This is a genomic window from Paraburkholderia sp. D1E (assembly GCF_052682275.1).
Genome location: NZ_JBQYMB010000001.1, coordinates 6,444,136 through 6,468,354, shown reverse-complemented (window position 1 = coordinate 6,468,354; position 24,219 = coordinate 6,444,136). Strand labels below are relative to the sequence as shown.

The following is a 24,219-nucleotide window of genomic DNA, read 5'->3' as shown; positions in this document are numbered from 1 at the left end:
TTGATTTAACCCGGTAACAGGCGGTCTTCGAACTGGATAGTGAAGCGGTTCAGGGCTGCCTTCCAGTCCCGGATCGGCATCGACCACTTCTTGCTGATGTTGTTAAGTGCCAGGTAAAACAGCTTGGTCACGGCCTCGTCGGTCGGGAACGAACTGCGGGTTTTGATCACCTTGCGCAGGCTCATGTTGATCGATTCGATGGCATTGGTGGTGTAGATCACCTTCCGGATCTCCGGCGGATAGTCGAAGAACGGAATGACGCGTGCCCAGTTGCGCCGCCAGCTCTGCCCGATGGACGGATAGTCCTTGTCCCACGTGGCTTCGAAGGCACTCAGCTTCTGCTCGGCCAGCTCGACCGTCGATGAAGTGTAGATCGTCTTCAGGTCGGCGGCGACCTCGCGCTGCACCTTCCAGGACACGAAGTTCAGACTGTTGCGCACCATATGCACGATGCACAGTTGAACTGCTGCCTTCGGATAGACTGCTTCGATGGCTTCGGGGAAGCCCTTGAGCCCATCGACACAGGCAATAAAAATGTCCTGCACGCCGCGCGTTTTCAGCTCGGTCACCACCTGCAGCCAGAACTTCGCGCCCTCGGTCTGGGCGATCCACAGCCCCAGGACTTCCTTGTGGCCGTCCATGTTCACGCCGATGGCGAGATAGACCGCCTTGGTCCGTACAGCACCGCTGTCGCGCACCTTGACGTGGATGCAGTCGAGATAAACGATGGGGTAAAGCGCGTCGAGCGGGCGGGCTTGCCAGGCCTTCACATCCTCGCTCACCGCGTCTGTTACGGCCGAGATGAGCGTGGGCGACACCTCGGTACCGTACATTTCTTCCAGATGCCCCTGAATCTCCCGCACGCTCAGGCCGCGGGCATATAGCGAGATGATCTTGTCGTCAAAGCCCGACCAGCGCGTCTGATGACGACTCACCAGCTTCGGCTCGAACGCACCCTGACGGTCACGCGGGATATCGAGCGGCAACTCGCCAAACTCCCCCTGCAACGTCTTGGCGCTATGGCCGTTGCGGGTGTTGCCCGTGGCATTGGTGACCGCTTCGCTCTTGCCGTGGCCCAGGTGTTCGGACATCTCCGTCTCTAGCGCCCGTTCAACCAGCATCTTCGTGAGCTGCTTGAGCAGGCCGTTCTCGCCAATCAGGTCCTCTGGTTTCTGGTAGTTCGCCAGCAGGCTGTCGGCCAGCTTGACGAGCTCAGGGTCGGGTTTCACGCGTTTGTTGCGTTTCGCTACGGTCATCGTCGCTCCTGATTACTGGCAGTCTCCTGCCAAATGACCGTTTACACAAAACTAATTACACCCTCGGGTGATCCTCTACAAGCATATCCAGACGATTCGCATCAGCCAGTCGTTCTCTGAACCCGCGATGGCGGCCGACCTCTTCGAGCACGACCTGAAGAAACTCAACGTTCTGACGCAGCGCGGAGCGCAGTCATTCGCCGAGCACGAGCAGACACTCCAGGCTTTTCTTCTCTGAGGGGAGTTGAGTAGATGGCAATTCCGGAATCGCAGCTCGAAACATAGTCCCATCAGGGATCGGTCAAGCAGTCTGCCCAAACGTACGACACGATCCAGAAGGTGTTGAATGACAGCACCTCACCGTACTACGCGAAAGACTTTTCGATCTTTCTCCAAGGGTCGTACGGCAACGACACGAACGTGTACCGGGACAGCGATGTCGATGTCGTAATCCGCCTCAACCAGACTTACTATGCGAACACTACTTCGCTAAGCCCCGACGCGAAGACAAACTACGACAAGGCATTCAGTCTCGCGACGTACACGTACGCGGACTTCAAAACGGACGTCGTCGCTTGGCTGCAGAAGAAGTTTGGTGTCGATGTGAAGCCCGGGAAAAGAGCGATCTTCATTAAGGGGAGCGGCAATCGTCGTGATGCAGATGTGCTTGTTTGTGCGCAACATAGGCGTTACCGAGATGCGAGCACTGGTGTGGATACTCTGTATGACGAGGGCATTATTTTCTGGGCAAGTGACGGCGCTGAGATCGTCAACTTTCCGAAGCAGCACTCGGAGAACTGCACGACAAGACACCAGAACACGAACTCGCGGTTCAAGCGCATGGTCCGCGTTTGCAAGAACGTGCGGAATCGCATGATCGACGACAAGTACATTGCGAACGGCGTGGCACCCTCTTACTTTCTTGAGGGGATGCTGTGGAACATCCCAGCTGATAAATTCGTCCAGAGCTATGAGGATTCGTTCGTCAACACTTTCAACTGGGTGCTAAACGCGGACAAGACGAAGCTCGCGTGCGCGAACGACTTGTACTGGCTCGTGCGCGATAACTCAAACGTGTGCTGGTCGACGGCGAACTATGACGCTTACCTCGCAGCGGTAAAGAAGTACTGGAACGAGTGGGGTAGCTAGGTAAAAGCCCCTCCCACACGGCCATGTTTCACCGCGAAAAGAGACGAGGGTGGAGTTTGTTTGTTTTACCTGCCTCGACGTCGGCCGTTGGTGCATTCGCCGGAGGCTCGGAACCGGTCAGAGACAGAAGCTCGCCAATGTCCGCTTCGAGCCGAGTCGCCTCAGTACGGTCGGCCCAACAACGGCTCTGTTGTGAAAACATCGCGCTTGTCGCCCCTCAATGCGGCACCGAGTCTCGAATGGCGGCCGCGGGACTGCGACCCGCTTACTCAGTGAACGGGGTTCAGGATATAGCGTCCAAGATTGGGACAAACCCTAATTTTCTTGAATGACTCTTGATTTCGCGACGACCTCCGCCATTTACGTCGCTTAACAGTGACATCGTCAAATTTCAAACTAATGGTCGCTCCGCAAGAACACGAATACTCGGTGATGGGGGGAGTCAAGCGAGCAAACGTCGGCCGACTCTTGAGCTTGGCAGCGAGCGCCATCTCGGGAGGACTGGTGTTCACTGCCCTGACCGTCGTTGATCTAGCAAAAAAGTTCGGGTGGAACGTCAACGCGCCGCCCACTTTGATGTCGTTGCTCGGCGCCGGTGCAGTTTTCGGATTCCTCTACTGGGTGTTGAACAAGTGGGCGTGGAAGTGGCCAGGTATCGGCTTGGCACTGAAGGTCCCCGACATCTCCGGCACATGGAACTGCACCGGCGAGACGCTCGACGGCGACGGTGCTGCCAAGTACGAATGGCAGGCCGAAGTCACTATCGTCCAGTCCTGGGACAAGCTGCGCATCCGCCTTGCCACCAAGATGTCGGGGTCAAGTAGCATCTCCGCCGCACTTGCCCATGACAGTGTTGACGGATTCGTGCTGCTCTATCACTACAGAAACGACCCCAAGGCCGCCGCACTCAACCTAGCGTCGCACACCGGCTGCTCTGTCATGACCATCGCGAAGGACCTGAAGTCGGCGACTGGAGATTACTTCAATGGCCGTGGCCGGATGACCTTCGGCACGATGAACTGGACGAAGAGGAATTAATGGCTTCCGATATCGACGCCCGCCTCTCACAACTACGGGCACGCCGCAAGGGCGAGCCCTCGGTAAATGCTTTCCTCAAGGCTGACTCAGCCTCAAGCGGGCACTTTGCTATGGATGCCGCGGAAATCGAGGAGTGGGAGAAGCGCGGCACCTCAAACCAACGCTGGACTCGATACGCCATTGGTGCCATGCAGGCCGTCGGGAAGAAGTACACGGAGGTCAGCCAACGGACCGGTGAGCGGGTGGCCAGCCAGTTGCGCGACCGGCTGACCTTAGCGGGCATCAATGCCGAATTCAAGTTACAGGGTTCCGTGCCTTTAGATGTCCACATCAAGCGGGTCAGCGACGTCGACGTGCTGGCCATCACAAAGGACTTCTATACCTATAACACCATTGGTGTGCAGGCTTTGCGGGGCGGATACACGAGTCCTTCCCAGAGAACGTCAGGTGGCGTCCTGAGCAGCCTTCGGCAGCAGGTTGAGGTTGATCTCGATGACGCGTTTCCAGCGGCCAAGGTCGACAAAACTGGCGCTAAGGCGGTCAAGGTGTCGGGTGGATCGCTGCAGCGATCCGTCGACGTGGTGCCCGCTCACTGGTACGACACCAAGGAATTTCAGACGAGCGGCCGACAGGCCGATCGCGCGGTGACGATCTACAACAAGAAGACTGGCGAGACGATCGACAACTTGCCATTCCTTCACATCCAGCGCGTAGGTAGCCGATGCGACAGTATCAGCGGTGGCCTGCGCAAGGCAATTCGCCTTTGCAAGAGTGTCAAGGCGGACTCCGACCGCAACATTCAACTCTCCAGCTATGACATAGCTGCCATCATGTATCACGCGGACATGAGTGCATTGCACCTAGGCCAGTATAGCGACCTTGCGATTCTCTCGGAGACACAGCGTCACCTCGACGCCCTTTATCGCGACCCGATCGCCGCTGGCAGGCTGTGGGTTCCCGATGGAAGCCGCGTGATCTTCGACACCTCCGAGAAGCGCGACTGGCTGCTTTACCTTTCCGTTGAGATAGATGAGCTTCTGAAAAACGTCTATCAGGAGAACTTCCCCAGCCTGCTCTCGTCAGGCTTGTCGCAAGGCGTGCAGCGCGACCTGGTCAAGGCGTTGCAGGTGTAGGCACCTGAATCACACCGTGGATGGGAGCTCTGTCGAATGGCAGTTTTCGGGCTGGTCAGTAGGTAGGCCGATGCGGGCGTCGGCTTTGGGTCGGAGTGTGAATTCGCTGATGCAGGAAGCTGCCGTCCGGCAGTTCGAAGCCGGTACCATCAGCATTCCGCCACATTACCGACGTAGAACCCAGCCTTCTCCAATGTCGGCAAAGGCCGATGGGGGAGTGTTCGTCTTTGCCAATCGGATGGCCGGTTACGGGCGGACCCGATGCCCGAATGTCGGACCGACGACGCATGTGATCGCCGGGTTGTGGCTGCGTGTTGCACGTCGCGGCCAACAAAACCAGGCCCCGGTCGGCGATCAATGTTGACGTATAACCACCCATACCGATAAGACGCCTCCCGACGCTCTCACGCCGGGACCAGGCTTTCACGCTATGCGTCGAGCCGCGTTCCGCGTCTCGCCCCTGCCGGGCGTCAATCCCTGGCGCAGCAGTCAACTCCGTAACCTTCTACCCGAGCGTGGCCGGCACGGCCACGCAACCGCGCTTGCCGCGCGGCATCCCTGCCCGGTCAACCCGGTGCATGGCATGCACCGGACTCCCAAGTTGCCGCCCTTGACCCGCGACCGTAGCCGATAGCGGGCGGGCATCAAGGGGCGATGGACCGTGTTGCCCGCACCCCTCCCTCGCCTTTTTCCTTGACGCCTGCCCGCTATCGGCTCCTCAAGTCGCACGGGCGGAAACCCGGGAGCCAGGCGGCAGCAAAGCCAACCCCGGGTTCCACCAGGAGGTGTCCAACCGCAGCTGCAAGGCACATCCCCTCGCCCGGTTCAAGTCCTCAACCCTTTTTGCTGTGGAGACTGCCATGCAACTCGCTTCCTCCTTCCGTTACGGCTCACCGATGCTTCGCGCCGACTCACCCCTGTCGGACGATCAGATTCGCTGCGTTGCCCCGTCCATCTTTGCGGATGGCAAGCACGAAAGCCGCTCGGAACGCTACACGTACATTCCCACCATCGACATCCTGTGTGGTCTGCGCGAAGAGGGCTTCCAACCGTTCATGGTCTGCCAAACGCGCGTGCGCGATCAGGGCAAGCGCGAATACACAAAGCACATGCTCCGCCTTCGTCACGCTGACCAGATCAACGGAGACGAGGCGAACGAAATCGTGCTGTTGAACTCGCACGACGGCACGAGCAGCTACCAGATGCTCGCAGGCATGCTGCGCTTTGTCTGCCAGAACGGCATAGTCGCAGGTGACAACGTGGCCGATATCCGCGTGCCGCACAAGGGCAACATCGTTCAGAGCGTTATCAATGGCGCGTTCGACGTGCTCGACGGTTTCGACCTGATTCATGAGCAGAAGGACGGCATGCGCGACGTCACGCTCGACCACGGCGAACAGCATGCGTTCGCCCGCTCCGCGCTCGCCCTGCGCTGCGACCCGACCGACGCGGAGATACCCGCTCCGATCACCGAGAGCCAGCTGCTCGCCCCGCGTCGCTTCGAGGATCGCCACGACGATCTCTGGACGGTCTTTAACCGCGTGCAGGAAAACCTCACGAAGGGTGGCCTGCATGGACGCTCGCGCACCGGCCGCTCAGTGTCCACACGCCCCATCACCGGCATCGACCAGAACGTGAAGCTCAATCGCGCCCTCTGGATGCTCGCGGAAGCGATGCGCCAGATGAAGGCGTAAGCACGGCAGGGGCGGCACCTGCCACCCCGTTCTCTACCTCTCCATCAGGACTCCTATCCGGATCGATTCCTGATGGTTTCAGGCAACACCATGACCCGGAACCTCCCTTCCCACTTGCTGGAGTCAACCGGGCAAGGCAGACGGCGGCCCTTTCAAGGCCTGCCGTCTGCCTGCCGGAACTGTACCGCGCGACAGTCCGCAACCACCAGATGAGATCCACTCCACCAGTCAATCAACCCGCCTGAAAGTAGCAGGCAGAGGACGACACCGCCCACCAGCAACATGCGACGCATCGCGCGCGCAAAAAGCCTCTCCATGCGTGTAGCCATCGTCTCCACACGCGCCGTCGCTGCCTCAACTGCCTGCCCGAACGCGCTCACAGCGCTGTCCAGTCGCTCGCGTTGCTCACGGGCCGACACCGCTGCGACACCAATCAACCGGTTTCCAGCTTTGCGCGCTACCTGATTTGACATGCGCTCAGCCAGGGTCATCATTCCGGTCTCATTGAGTTGCGCGAGTGCTACCCGGTACCGCTCCTAATGCTCCTGTATCAGGTTTTCCGCCAGCTGGATCGTTGCCTTGCATCGCTCAAGCGCATCCCGATGCTGCTGCATCAGCGCATCGGTTGCGCCGCCGACTTCCCGGCGCGCGGCTTCGAGGCTCCCCTCGCTCGCCCACCGGATACGCTCCGGCATGGCTTCATACAGGCGCGCATAGTATTCGAGCACAGTGATCATCGACCACAGCGCGTCGTTGTCATGCAGGTTCAGCGCGCTCGACACCCGATGCATGCGCGCAAGACTGGCCACGTCCGGAACATCGCCGCACACTTCCCGAAACAGACGGATAAGCGGATCGACCGACTGCGACCGGCTATTGCTCACGTGTCTCCCCGTCCGCGCTGATCACCTTCGAGAACATGGCATTGCACAGCGCCCGCCAACGCAACAGTTCCGCCCGCTCTCCTATGTGCATCATCTCTGCTGCCTTGCGGATGGAAATGCGTTGACTGCGCAGTTCGTCCGCAACCCGATCCGCCAGATCAGGAAAGTCGAGCGAGCGCCCTTTCGTCTCGATGGCTTTGCGAAGCTGTGACTCCTGATACAGCGTGAATTTGTCCGGCGCACCGAAGTAGCCGTTGCGAACAACATGCGTCAGGGTATCCGGAAACGTCTGCCCGAAAATATGCAGTAACTCAAGGCTATCGCGCTGCCGGTTGATCACCCATAGCACGACAAGTTGCCGATCCAGTTCATCCAGCGTTCGGGCCAGCGTCCCGCCGTATCGGGCAACCCCTGTCTGATTGCGTGCTGCGGTATTGACGATCACTGCCGCGTCCCGGTGCATATCGCAGAAGTTGACGAATCCGATCCAGCCATCTGCGTCGTCGAGATCATAGGCGGCGCACCTGATTTCGTCCCTGAGCGCTTTCATGACGTCAGGATTCGACGTATCGGTTTCCAGCAGTACCGCGTGAATACCCTGTCGCTGCAAGTAGTCAGCCAGGGCGAGCGTCACCATGCTTTTTCCAACACCGCCCTTGCTGCCGCCGACGAGATAAATCGGGTGAGTCGTTTCCATGACCACTCTCCTACAGGTTTTCGATATCAGGCCGGATTTCAAACGAGAACGTGTCCTGAATCTCCATTGATCCCGGCTGGTTGACGCCCCTTACGCTTTGTTGTCGTTTGATGTCATGTACGTCGTTCACGCGCGCGCCCTTTCGCTTTACAGCCTTCTTAGGAGGAATGGCACTTACTTAAGCCTGCATGGAGGAGAAGACGGGGGTAAGTGCTTGAAGAGAAAGGGAGGCGGCTGATCGAAGGATTGATAGGATGGTTGTTACCAGGCAAACACCGTCTCATTCCAAGGATCAGCCACCATGGATCGTAATTCACGAAGTCATCATAGGCAAACACGAAGCACAGTTCAAAGCCGGGCGCGCAGGACACAGTCTGTGGACTACTTCAACATACTGACGAGCCCGCAGCTATTGGCCGCCACCGAAGCGTATTTGCCAGCGCATCGAGAACGGCTGTATCCGCCGACGGTGACGCTGTCGATGTTCATGCGCCAGGCGCTGGAAGAGGATGCCTCCTGTCAGAAGGCAGTCAACGGGTGGGCCGCGCAGCGAGTTGCCGACGGGCTGCGGCCCACGAGCGTGCGCACGGGAGGCTACTGCCGCGCTCGCCAGAGACTGCCGCTGACAATGGTCCGGGAGTTGGCGCGCGAGACGGGGCGTCAACTGCACGAGCAGGCCGAGCCGGCCTGGAAGTGGCGCGGGCGCCCGGTCAAGCTGGTTGACGGCACCGGGATCTCGATGCCCGATACGCCGTCGAACCAGGCGCGCTTCCCACAGTCCAGTGCTCAGGCCGAAGGCGTGGGATTTCCGTTAGCCTATCTGGTTGCGGTGATCTGTCTGGCAAGCGGCGCAGTGCTGGAGGCGGCTGTCGGAACTTACGCGGGCAAAGGCAGCGGGGAGCTGACGGCGTTTCGCATGCTGGAAAACACGTTTCGTCGAGGTGACGTGATTGTCGCCGATGCCTTGTACTGCCACTACTTTCTGATGGCCTCAATGATCGCCGCCGGAGTGGATGTCGTGATGGAACAGCATGGGGCGCGCCGCACCGACTTTCGGCGAGGCAAGTCGCAGGGCACGCGCGATCACATTGTGACGTGGCCCAAACCCCGGCAGTGCCCCGCCTGGATGACGCGTGAGCAGTACCAGGCCTTCCCCGATGAACTGATGGTGCGCGAATGCAGGCTGCATCACCGGGTGCTGGTCACCACGATGCTTGATGCACACAAGACCAGCAAACAGGACCTCTCGCAGTTGTATGCCAGGCGCTGGAACGTGGAACTGGATCTACGTAACATCAAGACGACGATGGGCATGGATGTGCTGCATTGCCAGACTGCCCACATGAACGAGAAGGAGATGTGGGTCCATCTGCTGGCCTACAACGTGATTCGGCTGCTGATGGCCCAAGCCGCCAGCCACTGCGCCACCGATCCGAGAACACTGAGTTTCAAGCACGCCGTGCAGCTATGGACTGAATGGCTGGCCAGGGGTCTGACGGCAACTCACGACCAGAGTGTCCTGTTCAAGCTGATCGCGCAGTCTCGTGTTGGGAACCGCCCCGGTCGCATCGAACCACGAATGCGCAAACGAAGACCGAAGTCTTATCCATGGCTGAAAGAGCCTCGTCACATCGCACGCGAGCGCGTCCGAAAATATGGGCACGCTCCTCGGGCTCGGGCTTAAGTAAGTGCCATTCTTCTTAGGAGGGGACGACTGGTCGGCCTCCCGCGCTCCCTGCGGATTGGCCGTTCTGGAAGCCGCGTCGGAAGATGTTGGTCGATATAGCGCATATTTGACTGCACCAATGCTCAAATCGAGCCCCTTGCGCCCAGCCTCCTGAACAATTTCCTCGAGCGTATAGCCTTTCGCCTGAGTGGCGGTGATATGTGCCCGAACCTCTTTCATCGCATCGCTGACCGTGACGCGTTGTTCATTCCGGGGTTTATCCGGTAATGCCTCAAGGGCATGGACAAACTCATCCCACTGCGCCCGTGTGTAGCTTTTTGCACCCGGCACGATTCGCTCCCATACATCGGCTTCAGGACCATCATGCGAATTGCGAAACGGCTCGTCAATACCCCTTCCGATGATAGAACTGCACGATCGGAATCAGTCGGAATACGCAGGAAACCGATGGAACAGAGAAATATTTTTGACGCCGTGCTCGAGTCAACAGACTTCAATAGGGTACATCGCAGACCCTGACGAATGAGGTATCAAACTGCTGCGCAACGGCGCGCGGCCGCACGCACTTCACCTCGAACGTGAATCGCGTCGTGAGCAATCCCGCAAACGCAGTTCCTGCAAGACTCAAGCGACCATACCGGCAGACTTGATCGGGTAACTCTGCCGACCGCTTGCGCCCACATCACAAACCGGCAAACGTGAGCTGGCCGACTTATGGCGGGAACCCGTCAGACTGAAGCGACACGCCAGCGCGACCTGCAGTATTGCCCTGTGCAAATTCGCCCGGATGACGTTGCGAACTACGAGCTCAGAGCCATCAGACTGCCACTGCCAATCCCGCGTCCTCGCGAGATGCAATGATCCGAATCGGCTGGACACGCTAACAGACTGTCGGCACAGAACCAACGGAATCGCACGGGTGACCTCTCAGACTCAGCAAATCAACCTCGCGGAAAATGCCAAATTCCACGGCCGAAATACAACATTCGAAAAGTGATGGCAGGATAGGCTACCGCCGGTTTTGGGCGCCATGTGCAATGCACTTCTACTAGATAAGGCTCGCTCACCGAGAAACTCGAGATCGAGGATCGTGTAGTAGTCGACCTTGTTCTCATCATCGTCATCGAAGCTAATGCCGATCTCGCGGTATAGCGCCTGCTTACGGCTGCGGATCAGCCGCTTGAGCGCATTCTTGTACGCATCGGGCGTATCCATCAGCGAGAACAGAGAGAACAACACCATCTGCACCTGCTGCGGTGTCGACAAGCCAACTGTGTGATTCAGCGCGACGGTGCGGCTGTCGGCCACGAGACGATCGATGAACTTGAGCTTGGCCGGCTCGGTCGTGATCGACTCGTAGCGCGTGCTCAGTTCCTTTTTGACGTCCTTGGGCATCTCGGCGAGCAGCCTGTCGAGCACATTGTCGCGATGCGTCGCAATCGTGCCCAGACGCCAGCCGGTCGCGCCGAAGTACTTCGAATATGAATACACGAGGATCGTGTTCTTCGGTGCGAGTGCAAAGAGTGACACGAAATCATCGGCGAAGGTGCCGTAAACGGCTCCGGTGCAAATTGGAGGAGCCGGTAGGTTACGCTTAGGTTTTGACGAGCGCGAACAGACTATGAGTAAGCTGATAGACATCGACAGGCTGCTCAGCGGCCGCCACTTTGACCGCGAAGTCATCGTCCTGTGTGTGCGTTGGTATCTACGTTACAAGCTCAGTCTTCGAGACCTCGTTGAAATAATGGCCGAGCGCGGACTGTCGGTGGCGCACACTACGATCATGCGCTGGGTCAAACGCTTCACGCCGGAATTCGTCAAGCGCTGGGATCGGTTTGCGAAATCCGCTGGTCGTTCATGGAGAGTCGACGAGACGTATGGTACGCCCAGCCAACGTAGCCCGCCCGCATGGGGGTGAAGTTGCTTGAGCATGTTTGGAATGCAAGACCCGGTGGAATTGATGTTGCGGTACCGGGGCATGCCCTTTCTCTGCTGCGAGAGGAAGTGAGCCGAAGCGGCGGTGACTTGCCGACACTGGCAAGGTGACGAAGTCCGTGGGAAACGGAGCTTGAGGCGAAGCGGTTACGCCGAGATGAGCTTCCAGGCTGAGCATGGGACGGTTGAGGGACACGAACCTGTTTAAACGCATCTGAGGGTTGAATCGTCACCCCTGCCTACACCGCTTAAGAGGCAGGACGCGGATCGGCGTGAGTCACATGTACGGACTGACGCCGCGAATGCTGGCCGGAGATGTAGGCCGGCCAGCAGGGCATCACGGAGAGCGCGCAGCTAGACCGTGATATCTGCGACGACTTGCGGCAAGCAAGGATAAAGACTGCGACAGGCAACCTCGCCCGTGCGATTGAGTCCAGCATGTGAACTGGGGAAGGCTAGCACAGATGTTAAGGGAGTGTGCCCCCGATGATGTGCAAGCTGGCGGAGCCTCCGTAGTAGTCCGAGACCGGGAAAGCCGGTCACATGGCGAAGGGAGGCAGTCCGGGTGGTTTGCTTGGCAGATTAACTGGCCATAGTGAGGTGAAGACCTCTGATAATCAGTGAAATGCAAAGCAAACTGATGAGATGCCGCGTGGAGATCAACGGAGGCTCGCTGGCTCCTGCGGTAGATTGTCTTCGCTTCGAGCGACACCTGGATGGAGAGCCGGATGCGCTGAGAGGTGCACGTCCGGTTCGGGGAGGAGAGGCAGGGAAATAGTTCGACTACGCCCTGTCTCTTACTCTACTGAAAGTCCGTGGCAAATGGGTCTATCTTTACCGTGCAGTTGACCGCGCAGGAAAGACGGTCGACTTCCGGCTCAGCGCCAGGCGCGATGTCGCCGCGGCCAAGGCTTTCTTCGCGAAGGCGACCAGGAGTCAAGGGCTCGCTCCGAAGACCATCACGCTGGACGGTTACGCGGCGTCTCACCGCGCGGTCCGCGAAATGAAGACGGGCCAGTTTCTGCCAGCAGACACGACGTTGCGATGGTCGAAGTATCTGAACAACTTGATAGAGCAGGATCATCGCAACATCAAGTCCAGGGTCAATGCAATGCTCGGCTTCAAACGCTTCAGGAATGCGGCCATTACGATATCGGGCATCGAGTTGATGCATCGCATTCGCAAAGGTCAGTTCAACCTCGCACGGTTGCGCCTCAAAGATACCACTGCGCCTGCTGTTTGGAAGGCAGTCCTTTCGGCACGATGATGTAATGGTAAATACGCCGTTTTTCGCTCGCGCCCGTAATTTGCACCACAACCCTCCAATGTACGGAACGTTTGTTCAGCGCCATTGACCCCGTCTCGCCCGAACCGGTGTAATGCTTGCACGATCCCACCGAGATCCACCGGCGACGTGTAAGGCAAGCGATTTACCCACGAGCTCGAGCAGCAGCGGCCGCACATCTCACGGGAGCAGAACGCAACACAACGCGTCAAGGAGACATCATGCAGCGCCACATGCTGAAATCGAAGATTCACCGCGTAGCGGTAACGCACTGCGAGCTGCATTACGAGGGCTCGTGCGCGATCGACGAGGATCTGCTCGACGCCGCCAACATCGTCGAAAACGAGCGGATCGACATCTGGAACATCAACAACGGCGAGCGTTTCTCAACCTATGCGATCAAGGGCGAGCGCGGTAGCGGCATGATTTCGCTGAACGGTTCGGCCGCACGACGCGCACAACTGGGCGATCTGGTCATCATCGCGACATTCGTGATGATTGACGAGGCTGAATTCAAGGCTGGATGGAAGCCTAACCTCGTGTTCGTGGACGATAGCAACAAGATGAAGGGGCACCGCGACCACGTACCGGCTCAACAGTGGACGTGACAACCGCTTCAGATCACGAGGGAGCAGAAACCGTCAAGGCTGCTTCGTCGGCTGTTACTGCATCTGGCTATAAAGATTGAGATACCACAGCAGTAGTTCGCGATGGCTGCAAATCGACAACCGTTCGTACAAGCGCTTCCGGTACGTGACGACGGTTTCTGTGCCGATCCCGAGATCCGCCGCAATGCCGTGCGTCGACACGCCGTAGAGGTATCGCGCGCATACCTCCGCTTCCCGCGATGTCAGCGACTCGCCGGCCGACGCGATCCGCCGCTCGATCTCGGACAAATCGGTCAGCAGGTTTGGCAGGCGGCGCGCGCGCATCGCGATGTCGCAATGCTTGGCGGCGATCGAGAGAATCGTCGCAGAGCGCTTGACCAGGCTGTCTACCTGCCGCGTTTCGAATGGACCGCTCTGCTCCGGGCGCGTGAGACTCAGCACCAGCGGATCGCCCTCGAATCGTCCACATATCAGCACGCGATCACGAATGTTCAACTCGCCATAGAACGTCTGCCGCAAGCGGGGAGACGCCGACAGCTTGAAGTCTGTCTTCAGCATCTGCCAGGTCTCTCCGTTGCCCGCGCTGAGTGCGTTGATCTCGTCGTCGAACTGCCACCATTTGCCGCCGAGGTAGGTATTCCGGACACGCTCCACGCGATTGCTGCCGTCGCAACTGATCGAGATGAACTCTACCGGCCGTGCTTCGACGAGACGGAAGATGAACGCGAGTTCGGCGCCGCAGATTTCACGCAGGCAGTGCGCGAAACGTTCTGGAAACGCCGCCGTACCGATCGCGCCGATCATGTCACTGAGCGGGCTATCCCACTCAATCGCAGCACTGGTCAATCCCGCCTCCGTCAGCCAACAGGGTTGATCGATTAGTTTCTTCCTCCGATCGAACCGGGTTTCGAAGCAGGCAGCTACTGCCTGGGCCTGAACACGAGGGAAGAAATTTTACCTATCATATGTTAGGCAATCGGATGCGCTTTTCCTAGCTGGTATTTACCTGTAGGACGCAAAGCATCAGCCGTCGGCAAGATTTGCCGAACGGCGTAGCAGGCTATCAGTTGCGCACATTCTCGGGAGTTTCGTCTGTCTTCCTCATCCTGTACGGCTGTCTTCAACGACCCGCCCGCAGACGCTGGGTCCCAGCTTCGTCAATGCGCAATCCTTCCGGATCAGTGCGGGGATTGCCGATCACCACCACGCCGTAATCGCGCGCAGCGCCGGCAATACTGACGTACTCGTCGCGCACGTCAGCCAGCACTTTCGCCGGATCGCGCCCGAGCGGGTCACCCCATCCGCCGCCTCCGTTCGTGATGTACCGAGACACAGCGCCCGGCTTGGTCTGCCAGACCGGCTGGCTTGCATAGTAGTGGTAACGCCCGTCTTGCGGATCGAGCGCCTTCGACATCGGATCCAGCACGCCCGCGACTGGCGTGCTGGCCGCGTAAACCTCCGTGCGCGTCCCGAGCAGCGCCCCGGGGCGGCCATTGTCAGCCGGCGCCGGCGGGAAGAACCACACGCCACCGCACGGTCCAGCCTCGCCGCCGTTCGCGCCGACACCGCTTGGCTCGCGCGTGCGGAACGGCGAACTGTGGTGATGGGCCGCCGTCAGCCACAGAGTGTCCTTCAGATTCGCCGCGCCCCCGCGGTGCGTGCCCGGGCCGCCGGTGTCGATCGCATGCTCCTTGCGCAGCAGCACGACCGGCGCGTCGGCCTCGATCGACTCGGTCGCCGGGTCAAGGTTGTTCAGCGTCAGCAGCACGGTATAGCTGTCGCCGTCGGCCTCCTTGGTCGCGCCCCACGGCCCGTGTTCGCCGCCGCATTGGCATACGTTGGCCCACGGCGTACCCGCGTCGGTTACGCCGTACGCGTTGTGGGTGCTGGTCGACCCGTAATCGCCTGCGACCGCGTTCTCGCCGAGTACGGGATTGAGCGCTTTCAGAATTGCCGCAACGAGCGCACCGCTGCTTTCCCAGAACATCATGATCGCGCCCTCGGGCGGCAACGACGTGAGGATGGTCCCGGCCGGCGCGACAAGATCGATATCCCGCCACGTGCCGGACGTGAACGGGGCTTCCGGATCGAGCAGAATCGTCAGCGCGACGCCTAGTGCGGTCTTAGCATCGAGAATCCCGCAGTTGATCGACGAACGCGCCTGCGCGGACGTGCCGGACAAATCCGCCTCGATCCGGTAGCCGCGTTTGCGCAGCGTGATATTCACGAGATAGTCGACGCTGTCATCGACGCCGTCAGCATCGATCAGTGCGGAACCGTTGTAATCGCCGTCGGGAACCCGTTCGATCGCACGACGCATACGCTCGGCCGACACGTCGCACGCATACGATAGGCTGCCGAAATAGGCGTCAAGGCCGTAACGCGCGATGTTCCCGCGCACCAGCCGCTCGCCGAGCTCGAGCTGATGGGCGATGCTGTAGAAGTCCGGCAGCAGCAGTCCGCCGAAGCGCGAGTTGTCGAAAATCAGGCTGAACGTCGAACGCACGGGTTTGCCCTTCGACCACAGCAGCATCGGCGGAATTACGAGGCCGTTTTCATAGACGTTGCGCTTGGTCGCGGAGAAGCCGCCCGGCACGACGCCGCCGATGTCGAGCTGGTGCGCGCGGATGTTCACGAACGACACGAGCTGTCCATCGACGAACACCGGACGAATGAAGCACACGTCGTTGACGTGCGTGCCGGCCCGATAAGGGTCGTTGCAGATCAGGACGTCGCCCGGCGCGAGATTCTCGGGGCCGTATTCCTGTACGACGTTGCGCACCGCGTCGCCCATCGTGCCGAGGAACACGATCAGGCTGTTGCTGACCACGGGCATCGGATAGTCCATCTCCGGTGGTCCGCTGATTGTGCAGGCGAAGTCGTACCAGTCGCGGATGATCGGCGAAAACGCTTCACGCATGAAGCCGGTCGACATGTGCTCGACCACGTAGCGCAGGCGGTTGATCAGCACGGACGCGGTGAAGCGCTCGCACGCGTAGCGTTCGAAGAATTGCGCGTCGGACAGCTCGCGGATTGGCGCGTATGGGTCGGATGCGCACGGCACGGCGGCAAGATCGGCCAAAAGATTCATGATGCGAGTCCCTCCTTGTTGCAGATCAGCATTTCGCCGAAACGGCCGACCTTCGCAACCTGGCGCGCGCCGATATGCGTGGTCGATAAGCCTTCGTTGACGATCGCCGGGCCCTGGATCTCGTCGTCCGGGCGCAGCGTGTCGCGGTTGTAGACGAGCGCTTCCTGACGCCCTTCGCCGGATGCATCGGTCAGGTCACCGAGGTAGCGCAGCGTCACGCGTCCGACCGCCTTGAGCGGCGTATCACCGCGCGGCGGCAATTCCGGATAGACGACCTTCGGGGTCTCAAGCACCGCGCGCACGCGGAACGTGACGCTCTGCACCGGAAACGCCTCGAACCGGTTGCCCGAGCGCGCCTCATAGCTCTGGTGGAACGACGCGATCAGGGTGTCGATCGCCGCCGCGTCGATTTTCCCGTTCGGTGCCGGCACGAACGGGGTTTCCCAACTCTGGCCGGCCAGACGCGCATCGAAGCTGCGCTCGAACGTGACTTTGGCGTCCGGCTCAATCCCTTCGCGCAGTTGCGCTTCCATGCCCGCGAACAGCGCGTCGACCTTGAGTGCGGCGTCCGCCGACAGGATCGTGTACAGGCTGCGGCTCGCCGTGAACACCTGATTGGCCGACAGCAGCCCGAGTGCGGAGAACAGCCCCGGATTCGGCGGCACAATCACCTGCTTGCACTTGAGCGCATCGAGCACACCCGGCAGCAGCATCGGGCCGGCTGCGCCGTACGCCATCAGGCTATAGTCGCGCGGATCGACGCCGTTCTTGATCGCGACGTTTAGCAACCCCTCCGAAATATTGTGGATCGCGATCTCGTACGCGTAGCGCACGCGCTGCGCGAGCGTGAAGCGCGTGTCGAGCGATTCGAACGCGTGCTGCGACAACGCGCGATCGAGCTTGAGCGCACCATTCGCGAAACCGTTCGGATCGATCACGCCAATCATCAGGAACGTGTCGGTGGTGGTCGGCCGCGTGCCGCCGCGGCCGTAACAGGCTGGCCCCGGCGTCGAGCCGGCGCTGGCGGGGCCGACCTGAATCTCGCCCGCCGGCCCGATCGCGACGATGCTGCCGCCGCCCGCTCCGATCGCCGACACGTCGATGGCGAGCGAGTTCACGACCATGTCGTGTTCAAGCTCGAACGAAGTATTCACGAACGGCGCGCCGCCGGTGACAATGCTGATATCGAGCGAAGTACCGCCCACATCCGCGCACAACAGGTTCGTCTCGCCGATCATTGCGCTGAAGTGCGCGCTGCCGATCGCGCCCGCCGACGGACCCGAGAACACGATACGGTAAGGCTGCTCCATCGCGCGTCGCACCGGCACCAGCGTCGCCGCGCAGTCGGCGAAGTTCAGCTCGCCCTTGAAACCGGCCGCCTTCAGGCCGCTTTCGAGCCGCTCGGTATAGTCCGAGTAGATAATTTTCATGAAGGTGTCGATGACGGTCGTCGAAGCCCGCGGATATTCGCGCGCGAGCGGCGACACCTCGCTTGAGATCGAACATTCGACGTCACCCAGTACCTCCTCCACGAGCGCCTTCAGGCGGATCTCGTGCGCGGGGTTCAGATACGAATTCAACAGACAGATCGCAACGCCGGTCACACCGCACCGCTTCAGCACTTCAAGTTCCTGGCGCGCCTGGACCTCATCGAGCGGAAACAGTACCGAGCCGTCCGCGAGCATTCGCTCGCGAATGCCGCGGCGCAGATAGCGTGGCACGAGCGGACGCGTGGCATCGCCGAAGCTGCGGCGCCAGCGCGGATCGAGAATCGCCGACGCGGGGCGCCAGACACGCCCCATGTCGAGAATGTCGCGATGGCCTTCGGTGGTCAAGAACCCGATCTTCGGCAAGCGACGCGTAATCACGGCGTTCAGACCGTGCGTACTGGCGTGATTGAACGCCTTCGCATCCGCGACGCCGAGTTCCCGCGCGCCGGCGAGAATCGGCTTCGTCACGTCGTCATAATCCGTCGAGATTTTCGCGGTCTCGATCCGGCCGTCTCGCAGCGAGACTACGTCGGTAAAGGTACCGCCAACGTCAATAGCGATCATCTTGCTCTCTCTTACAGTGTGTCCGACAGTAGCCGCAGCGCCGGCCCGAGCCGGGCGCCGCGCTCGCGTTTGATGGAATGCAGGCAGACCTGGCATTTGACGACGTCGAACCAGCCGCCCTCCGAATGCACGGGATAGCGCTTGAGCGCGGCCGATCCGCATTCGGGGCACACGCCGTCCACCGGTTCGCGTTCCAGATGAAGTGCCTTGCTTGTCACGGTCGATGAAGTCATCGCATTCTCGTCAGGGTTGCGTCAGGATCACGTCATGCATCGAGATTGAGCATCACGGTCTTGAGTTCGGTGAACGCCTCGATCGTGGTCCAGCCCCCTTCGCGGCCCATACCAGAGCGCTTGATGCCGCCCGCCGGCGAATTCGGCATCACCGAGTAGCCGTTCACGCCGACCGAGCCGGTGCGCATCGCGTGGGCGACACGGAAGGCGCGCGACAGATCGGTCGTGTAGATGCCGCCCGACAACCCGTAGTCGCTGTCGTTGGCGATCGCGACCGCCTCGTCCTCGGTCTCGAAGCCGATGACGCTCAGCACCGGCCCGAAGATTTCTTCACGCGCGATCTTCATCTTGTTGTCGACATCGACGAACAGCGCCGGCGTCACCCAGTTCCCGTTCGCGAGATCGCCGCCTGGACGGTCGCCGCCGAATACGAGACGCGCCCCTTCCTGCTTGCCACTTTCGATATAACCGCATACGCGGTCGAGCTGGCGCTTCGAGATGATCGGCGCGGACGTCGTCGCCGGATCGAACGGATCGCCGAAGCGGACTTCCTTGACCTGCTCCTGAGCGTGATGAACAAACTCATCGAGGATCGACTTGTGCACCACCGCGCGGGTCGGCGTCGAGCATACCTGGCCCGACAGGAAGGTCGAGCACAGGCCCATCAGGTTGCGCGCTGCAACCCGTACGTCGCGCGTGTCAGGGAACACCAGTGCCGCGCTCTTGCCACCGAGTTCGAGCGACATGCGCTTCATGTTGCTGCCGCTGGTCGACAGGATTTTTTCGCCCACCACCGGGCTGCCGGTGAAGCTGACCTTGTCGATGCCCGGATGCGTGGAAAGCGCCTGGCCGGTGAGCGGGCCGCCGGTAACCAGATTGAACACGCCGGGCGGTAGATCCGACTGGGCAAGAATGTCGGCAAGCTTGATCGCAGCCAGGCTCGCGAGCTCGGACGGCTTTAGCACAACCGTGTTGCCGCACGCTAGCGCCGGCGCAACCTTCATTGCGAACGTCATCACCGGGCCGTTCCACGGCGTGATCGCGGCGACCACGCCGACCGGATCGCGGAACGTCAAGTAATGCAGATTGGTCGAGTCGGTGTATTGCGGGAAGGTCTCGCCGGTGATTTTGTCGATCCAGCCGGCGTAATGATCGAAGTTGTCGGCAGCCACGCGTGAGGACACACGCGAGTTGCGACTGAAGGTGATCGGCATGCCGTTGTCGAGGGTCTGCAGATACGCGATCTCCTCTTCGGCCGCGTAGATCGCCTCGACGATCGGCTGCAGGATACGTTTGCGTTCGCGCGCGGCCATCTTGCGCCACGGTCCATGATCGAACGCGTGACGCGCTGCGGCGACGGCCTCGTTGACGCCGCTGGCGCCGGCCTCGATCAGGGTCGTTACGACTTCGTTGGTAGACGGATGGATCTGGTCAAAACGGCCTTCGCCACCGTCGCGCCAGATGCCATTGATGAATAGGCGCCCCGGCTTGACACCGAAGCGATCGCGAATGGGCAGAACACTGAAAGTCATTGACATGTCTCCTGTCTGGATTGTGAGTGTGATGATAGGAAGGACTCCTCCCCCCAACCATCCCCTTCCAGAGGGACAAACCAATCGCTATCAGGCAGCGGTTTACCCGCAGTCCGGGGACGCCCTTTGCTACCGATGCCCCCCTCCATGTCGGCTCAGGTTTTTCGGTTCCGTACTTCGACACAATCCGCCGGAAATTCGCCGCGTATAGGGATTAATACTCATGGTGATTCACACGCTTCCGGTCAAAACTAACAATCGTTAGTTTTAGTGAAAAATGGATATGCCTTCCGTTCGCGATGTGGGCCGCCATGTACCGCACACATCCCGCGCGCATTTCCGCTACGCGCAGCACGTCATCCGTGCCGCCGCATCCCTAACCTTTTCCCCGACAGGATTGCACTGTGTCCGACACGATCATTGAACAGCTTGCGGATTTCACCGCCCAAACCGAATTCGACCGGCTCCCCCCTGCCGTCGTCGAGGAATGCAAACGCATCCTGCTCGACTCGATCGGCTGCGCCGTGGCGGCGATCGGCGAACCCAAAGGGCGCATTGGTATCGACTATGCGCGAATGATGGGCGGCAATGACGACGCAACCATCATCGGAACGGGCGAACGCGTGTCGATTTTCGGCGCCGCATTCGCGAACGGCGAACTGATCAACGCACTCGACATGGACGCGGTCGTGCCGCCCGGTCACGTCGCGCCATACGTGCTGCCCGGCGCGCTCGCCGTGGGTGAGGCGCGGCACGCGGCAGGCAAGGCGCTGATCGAAGCGATCGCACTCTCGCACGAAATGTCGTATCGCCTCGGCAAGGCGATGGATTATCTGCGCGATACCAAAGACGGCAAGGTGTCGCCGCCGCCCGTCTACGGCTACAGCAGCACCGTGTTCGGCGCGACGGCCGCGATCGTCAAGCTGAAGGCGCTGCCGGCCGAGGTGCTCCCGAACGCGCTCGGCATCGCCGGCAGCATCTCGCCCGTGAATTCGCAGGTCGCGTGGTTCCAGCATGCACCGAGCTCAACGATCAAATACCTGCTGGCCGGCGCGCTCACGCAGACAGCCATGACCGCCGCCCACATGGCGGAACTCGGCCATCGCGGTGACGTCCAGATCCTCGACGATCGCGAATACGGCTTCCCCCGTTTCATTGGTACGCGGCGCTGGGAAGCTGAGCGCATCACGGCCAGGCTTGGCACCGACTGGCTGTTTCCAACAGAGCAGGCGTACAAGCCCTACCCGCATTGCCGCATTCTCCATGCGCTGCTCGACAGCCTGACGGAGATCGTCGAAACGCACGACATCGCGCCGCACGAGATCGACGGTATCAAAGCGTGGGTCGAGGGTTTCGTCGAGCAGCCCGTCTGGCTCAATCGCGAGATTGCCCATGTGCACGACGCGCAGTTCAGCATCGCGCACGGACTCGCGCTGGGCGCGCATCGGGTGCCGCCGGGCAAGGCCTGGCAGGATCCCGAGCTGGTGTTCGGCCCCTCCGTGATGGAGCTGATGGACAAGGTCTCGCACGAGGTGCATCCGAACTACGTCGAACTGCTGTCCGGCCACGCCGCCAGCCGCCCGGCGAAGATCGAGGTCTCCGCACGCGGTCAAACCTTCCTTGGCGAGCGGCGCTATCCAAAGGGCAGCCCGTCGCCGGATCCGGCGAGCCTGATGAGCAACGACGAACTCGCCGCCAAGTTCCGCCGCAATACGGAAGATGTGATGTCCGCCGATCGCATCGACGATGTGATCGGCGCCGTGTTCAATCTCGAGAACGTCGACGATGTCGCGTCGATCATGCGTGTGCTCGGTCCGGACGCCAGGCAGACGCAATCGCGCGAACGAAGGATTGGATGATCATGGCCGCCTGTAACCACCCTCCGTCACGACGTAAAGCGATATCGGCAGGTCGGGTGCCGACCGGTGTTTGCCGGTCGTGGATCCTGTTCGGGTTGTTGTCGATTCCCTATTCGTTCGCGCACCTTGACAGCGAGGCGCTTGATCACCTGATCTGTCCGGCCGACGTATTGCCGCTGCATGACGAGTGAACATCCTGACCAGCGGCGACATTCTCATGTTCGCCGCAGGCCTTCACGAGCGGCCTAGCCGCTCGCACCTTCCCCCGTCGCTTTCTCGCTACAGCTACACCGCATAAGCCTCCCTGGTCGCCGCAGATCGTTGCTCGAACTCCGGCGCAACCGGCCGCTGCGAGCCGATCATCCCTTGCGCCGGCAACGGACGATCATCATGAACGACGAAAGTCGAAACCATCGTGACGAGTTGCTTGCTCTGATCGTCCAGCGACTGCGCGGCGGCGGCCACTTCCTCGACATACGCGGCATTGTGCTGCGTCGCCCGGTCCATCTCGGCCACGGCCTGGGTAACCTGATCGATGCCATGACTCTGCTCGACCGAAGCCGCTGCTATTTCGCTCATCAAGTCGGTCACACGCCGGATCGCCTCCAGGATTTCGCTCATCGACGCGCCCGCCGCGTTCACCAGTTCCACACCGCCCTGAACGTGCGTGACGGAATCCTGAATAAGCCCCCTGATCTCCTTCGATGCCGATGAGGAACGCTGCGCAAGCGAGCGTACCTCGGACGCGACCACAGCGAATCCCCGCCCCTGCTCACCAGCGCGCGCGGCTTCGACGGCGGCGTTCAGCGCGAGAATGTTCGTCTGGAACGCAATGCTTTCGATGATGCCGACAATTTCCGCGATCTTGCCGGAGCTTGCGTTGATGCCGCTCATCGCGTCGATGACTTGCGATACGACGCCGTTGCTACGTTCGGCAACCTGCACAGCCCGGGCCGCGACCTGACTCGCCTGCTGCACGTTGTCGGCGTTCTGGCTGACCATCGATGACAGCTCTTCCATGCTCGCCGCCGTTTCCTGCAGCGACGCCGCCTGTTGCTCCGTGCGCCGCGACAGATCCAGATCGCCGGCCGATATCTGCGCGGCCGCGGCGGCGATCGAGTCGGCGGACGTCTTGATCCCGTGAATCGCGCCGGATAGATTCGCTTGCATCCGCTTCATCGAATAAAGCAAGCTGCCGCGATCGTTCGGCTTGGTATGGACGGTCGCCGTCAGATCGTTTCTCGCAATCCGCCCGGCAATCACGGCTGCGTAGTCGGGTTCTCCGCCCAGAGAACGGACGATGCCGCGATTGAGCAGCGCGACGACACCACTCAGCAATACCGCGATGACCGTGCAGATACCGAGGCCCTGCAGCAGGTTGGTGTAAAACGCCGCATCGATGTCGTCGACGAACAGACTGGTATTGACGATCCAATCCCACGGCCGATAGGTGTCAATGTAGGCAATCCGGGCGACGTCCACCGTGGTACCGGATGCCTCTCGTGGATAAAGGAAGCGCCTGAATCCACTACCGTTCTGTGCTACCGCGTCGATCTGGTCCCGGACAATCGCTGCGACCTTCGGATTCAATTCGCTCAGCGGCCTGTTTTGCAGCGCGGCGTCGAACGGATACATGAGGACCACGCCCTTCGAGTTCACGATCGAGAAATAACCTGAGTCGCCGTAACGCATGTTGCGAATCACGTCCATCGCCTTGCTTTGAGCTTCGTCGACTGTCAGTTTGCCGGCAGAAGCCTGATCCGCATACATCCTCGCTGTTGCGAGCGCGATCTGGGTCGCATGTACCAGATCGGACTTCCTCTCCTCCATGCGGACCTCGCGACCCCGATACGCATCGGTGACGGACAGAAAGACGAGACCGACCAAACTAAGGATCAACGGCAACCAAAGCTTTCGAGCAAAGGATAATTTCATTGTTTAGGCCTCCAATATTTGTTATCAATGTGCACGAAGCGAGTTTGCCGTTCGTGACAATGTGACCGATGCTACTGACGGCACTTCGCCACCGTCAATCTCGCGGTCTTTGGTGTTCCGTACCTTGGGAGGCCAGACGCGACTGCGCC

At 60.4% G+C, this 24,219-nt stretch carries 19 protein-coding genes and 3 pseudogenes; 11 read left to right on the top strand and 11 right to left on the bottom strand.

Going from position 1 to position 24,219, the window contains the following annotated elements; genetic code table 11:
- Nucleotides 1-5 precede the first annotated feature (5 nt).
- Nucleotides 6-1,256: an IS256 family transposase gene (locus ACUN0E_RS29140; RefSeq protein ID WP_408265345.1), complete on the bottom strand. Its 1,251-nt coding sequence runs from the start codon at nt 1,254-1,256 to the stop codon at nt 6-8.
- 67 nt (nt 1,257-1,323) lie between these two features.
- On the opposite strand from ACUN0E_RS29140, the gene ACUN0E_RS29135 reads away from it, so the two are divergent.
- From ACUN0E_RS29135 to ACUN0E_RS29115, 5 genes are all read left to right on the top strand, one after another.
- Nucleotides 1,324-1,494, top strand: a complete 171-nt coding sequence (locus ACUN0E_RS29135) for a hypothetical protein (RefSeq protein ID WP_445568793.1) — start codon at nt 1,324-1,326, stop codon at nt 1,492-1,494.
- Nucleotides 1,495-1,595: 101 nt separating this feature from the next.
- On the top strand, nt 1,596-2,405 hold the full coding sequence (locus tag ACUN0E_RS29130) for a nucleotidyltransferase domain-containing protein (protein WP_445568792.1): 810 nt from the start codon (nt 1,596-1,598) through the stop codon (nt 2,403-2,405).
- A gap of 399 nt (nt 2,406-2,804) precedes the next feature.
- Nucleotides 2,805-3,443: a Cap15 family cyclic dinucleotide receptor domain-containing protein gene (locus tag ACUN0E_RS29125; protein ID WP_408195814.1), complete on the top strand. Its 639-nt coding sequence runs from the start codon at nt 2,805-2,807 to the stop codon at nt 3,441-3,443.
- Nucleotides 3,443-4,576 carry a hypothetical protein gene (locus ACUN0E_RS29120; protein ID WP_408195734.1) on the top strand — a complete coding sequence of 378 codons (1,134 nt, stop codon included), beginning with the start codon at nt 3,443-3,445 and terminating at the stop codon, nt 4,574-4,576. The genes ACUN0E_RS29125 and ACUN0E_RS29120 overlap by 1 nt, the downstream gene beginning before the upstream one ends.
- Nucleotides 4,577-5,436: 860 nt before the next feature.
- The gene (locus ACUN0E_RS29115) at nt 5,437-6,270 is read left to right on the top strand and encodes a DUF932 domain-containing protein (protein ID WP_408195733.1); all 834 of its coding nucleotides are present in this window, start codon (nt 5,437-5,439) and stop codon (nt 6,268-6,270) included.
- 152 nt (nt 6,271-6,422) lie between these two features.
- On the opposite strand, the gene ACUN0E_RS29110 is transcribed toward ACUN0E_RS29115, so the two are convergent.
- Genes ACUN0E_RS29110 through ACUN0E_RS29100 form a run of 3 tightly spaced genes read right to left on the bottom strand, consistent with a single transcriptional unit; the run spans nt 6,423 to nt 7,851 of the window.
- Nucleotides 6,423-6,764 (bottom strand): hypothetical protein, encoded by a 342-nt coding sequence (locus tag ACUN0E_RS29110; RefSeq protein WP_445568791.1) that lies wholly within the window; start codon nt 6,762-6,764, stop codon nt 6,423-6,425.
- A 42-nt stretch (nt 6,765-6,806) separates the two neighbouring features.
- Nucleotides 6,807-7,154 carry a hypothetical protein gene (locus tag ACUN0E_RS29105; RefSeq protein WP_445568790.1) on the bottom strand — a complete coding sequence of 116 codons (348 nt, stop codon included), beginning with the start codon at nt 7,152-7,154 and terminating at the stop codon, nt 6,807-6,809.
- The gene (locus ACUN0E_RS29100; protein ID WP_445570538.1) at nt 7,144-7,851 is read right to left on the bottom strand and encodes a nucleotide-binding protein; all 708 of its coding nucleotides are present in this window, start codon (nt 7,849-7,851) and stop codon (nt 7,144-7,146) included. Before ACUN0E_RS29100 ends, ACUN0E_RS29105 begins: the two co-directional genes overlap by 11 nt.
- 301 nt (nt 7,852-8,152) lie before the next feature.
- Between ACUN0E_RS29100 and ACUN0E_RS29095 the strand changes: the two genes are divergently transcribed.
- Entirely contained in the window at nt 8,153-9,535 is a 1,383-nt protein-coding gene (locus tag ACUN0E_RS29095; protein WP_445566105.1) for an IS4 family transposase, read from the top strand.
- A 1,059-nt stretch (nt 9,536-10,594) separates the two neighbouring features.
- Here the strand turns inward: ACUN0E_RS29095 and ACUN0E_RS29090 are convergent.
- A pseudogene (locus ACUN0E_RS29090) lies at nt 10,595-11,110 on the bottom strand (aminotransferase class I/II-fold pyridoxal phosphate-dependent enzyme); the annotation flags it as partial.
- A gap of 49 nt (nt 11,111-11,159) precedes the next feature.
- On the opposite strand from ACUN0E_RS29090, the pseudogene ACUN0E_RS29085 reads away from it, so the two are divergent.
- From ACUN0E_RS29085 to panD, 3 genes and pseudogenes are all read left to right on the top strand, one after another.
- Nucleotides 11,160-11,417 (top strand): annotated as a pseudogene (locus ACUN0E_RS29085) (IS6 family transposase); the annotation flags it as partial.
- A gap of 855 nt (nt 11,418-12,272) precedes the next feature.
- Nucleotides 12,273-12,740: pseudogene (locus ACUN0E_RS29080) on the top strand (IS6 family transposase); the annotation flags it as partial.
- A 239-nt stretch (nt 12,741-12,979) separates the two neighbouring features.
- A complete protein-coding gene (gene panD / locus ACUN0E_RS29075; protein ID WP_120304645.1) occupies nt 12,980-13,366 on the top strand; it encodes an aspartate 1-decarboxylase in 387 nt (128 codons plus the stop codon).
- A 54-nt stretch (nt 13,367-13,420) separates the two neighbouring features.
- Here the strand turns inward: panD and ACUN0E_RS29070 are convergent, their stop codons facing one another.
- The 5 genes from ACUN0E_RS29070 to ACUN0E_RS29050 form a co-directional block, all read right to left on the bottom strand.
- Nucleotides 13,421-14,212, bottom strand: coding sequence for a helix-turn-helix transcriptional regulator (locus ACUN0E_RS29070; protein ID WP_445568789.1), 792 nt, complete (start codon nt 14,210-14,212; stop codon nt 13,421-13,423).
- 274 nt (nt 14,213-14,486) lie between these two features.
- Nucleotides 14,487-16,457 (bottom strand): hydantoinase B/oxoprolinase family protein, encoded by a 1,971-nt coding sequence (locus ACUN0E_RS29065; RefSeq protein WP_445568788.1) that lies wholly within the window; start codon nt 16,455-16,457, stop codon nt 14,487-14,489.
- On the bottom strand, nt 16,454-18,511 hold the full coding sequence (locus tag ACUN0E_RS29060; protein ID WP_445568787.1) for a hydantoinase/oxoprolinase family protein: 2,058 nt from the start codon (nt 18,509-18,511) through the stop codon (nt 16,454-16,456). Before ACUN0E_RS29060 ends, ACUN0E_RS29065 begins: the two co-directional genes overlap by 4 nt.
- Nucleotides 18,512-18,522: 11 nt before the next feature.
- The gene (locus ACUN0E_RS29055) at nt 18,523-18,744 is read right to left on the bottom strand and encodes a hypothetical protein (protein WP_445568786.1); all 222 of its coding nucleotides are present in this window, start codon (nt 18,742-18,744) and stop codon (nt 18,523-18,525) included.
- A gap of 32 nt (nt 18,745-18,776) precedes the next feature.
- Complete coding sequence (locus ACUN0E_RS29050; RefSeq protein ID WP_445568785.1) at nt 18,777-20,276, bottom strand: aldehyde dehydrogenase family protein; 1,500 nt, start codon at nt 20,274-20,276, stop codon at nt 18,777-18,779.
- Between the two features lie 404 nt (nt 20,277-20,680).
- On the opposite strand from ACUN0E_RS29050, the gene ACUN0E_RS29045 reads away from it, so the two are divergent.
- Both ACUN0E_RS29045 and ACUN0E_RS29040 read left to right on the top strand, forming a co-directional pair.
- Entirely contained in the window at nt 20,681-22,135 is a 1,455-nt protein-coding gene (locus tag ACUN0E_RS29045) for an MmgE/PrpD family protein (RefSeq protein WP_445568784.1), read from the top strand.
- A 2-nt stretch (nt 22,136-22,137) separates the two neighbouring features.
- The gene (locus ACUN0E_RS29040) at nt 22,138-22,326 is read left to right on the top strand and encodes a hypothetical protein (RefSeq protein ID WP_445568783.1); all 189 of its coding nucleotides are present in this window, start codon (nt 22,138-22,140) and stop codon (nt 22,324-22,326) included.
- A gap of 94 nt (nt 22,327-22,420) precedes the next feature.
- Here the strand turns inward: ACUN0E_RS29040 and ACUN0E_RS29035 are convergent, their stop codons facing one another.
- Nucleotides 22,421-24,070 (bottom strand): methyl-accepting chemotaxis protein, encoded by a 1,650-nt coding sequence (locus tag ACUN0E_RS29035; protein ID WP_445568782.1) that lies wholly within the window; start codon nt 24,068-24,070, stop codon nt 22,421-22,423.
- Nucleotides 24,071-24,219 lie beyond the last annotated feature (149 nt).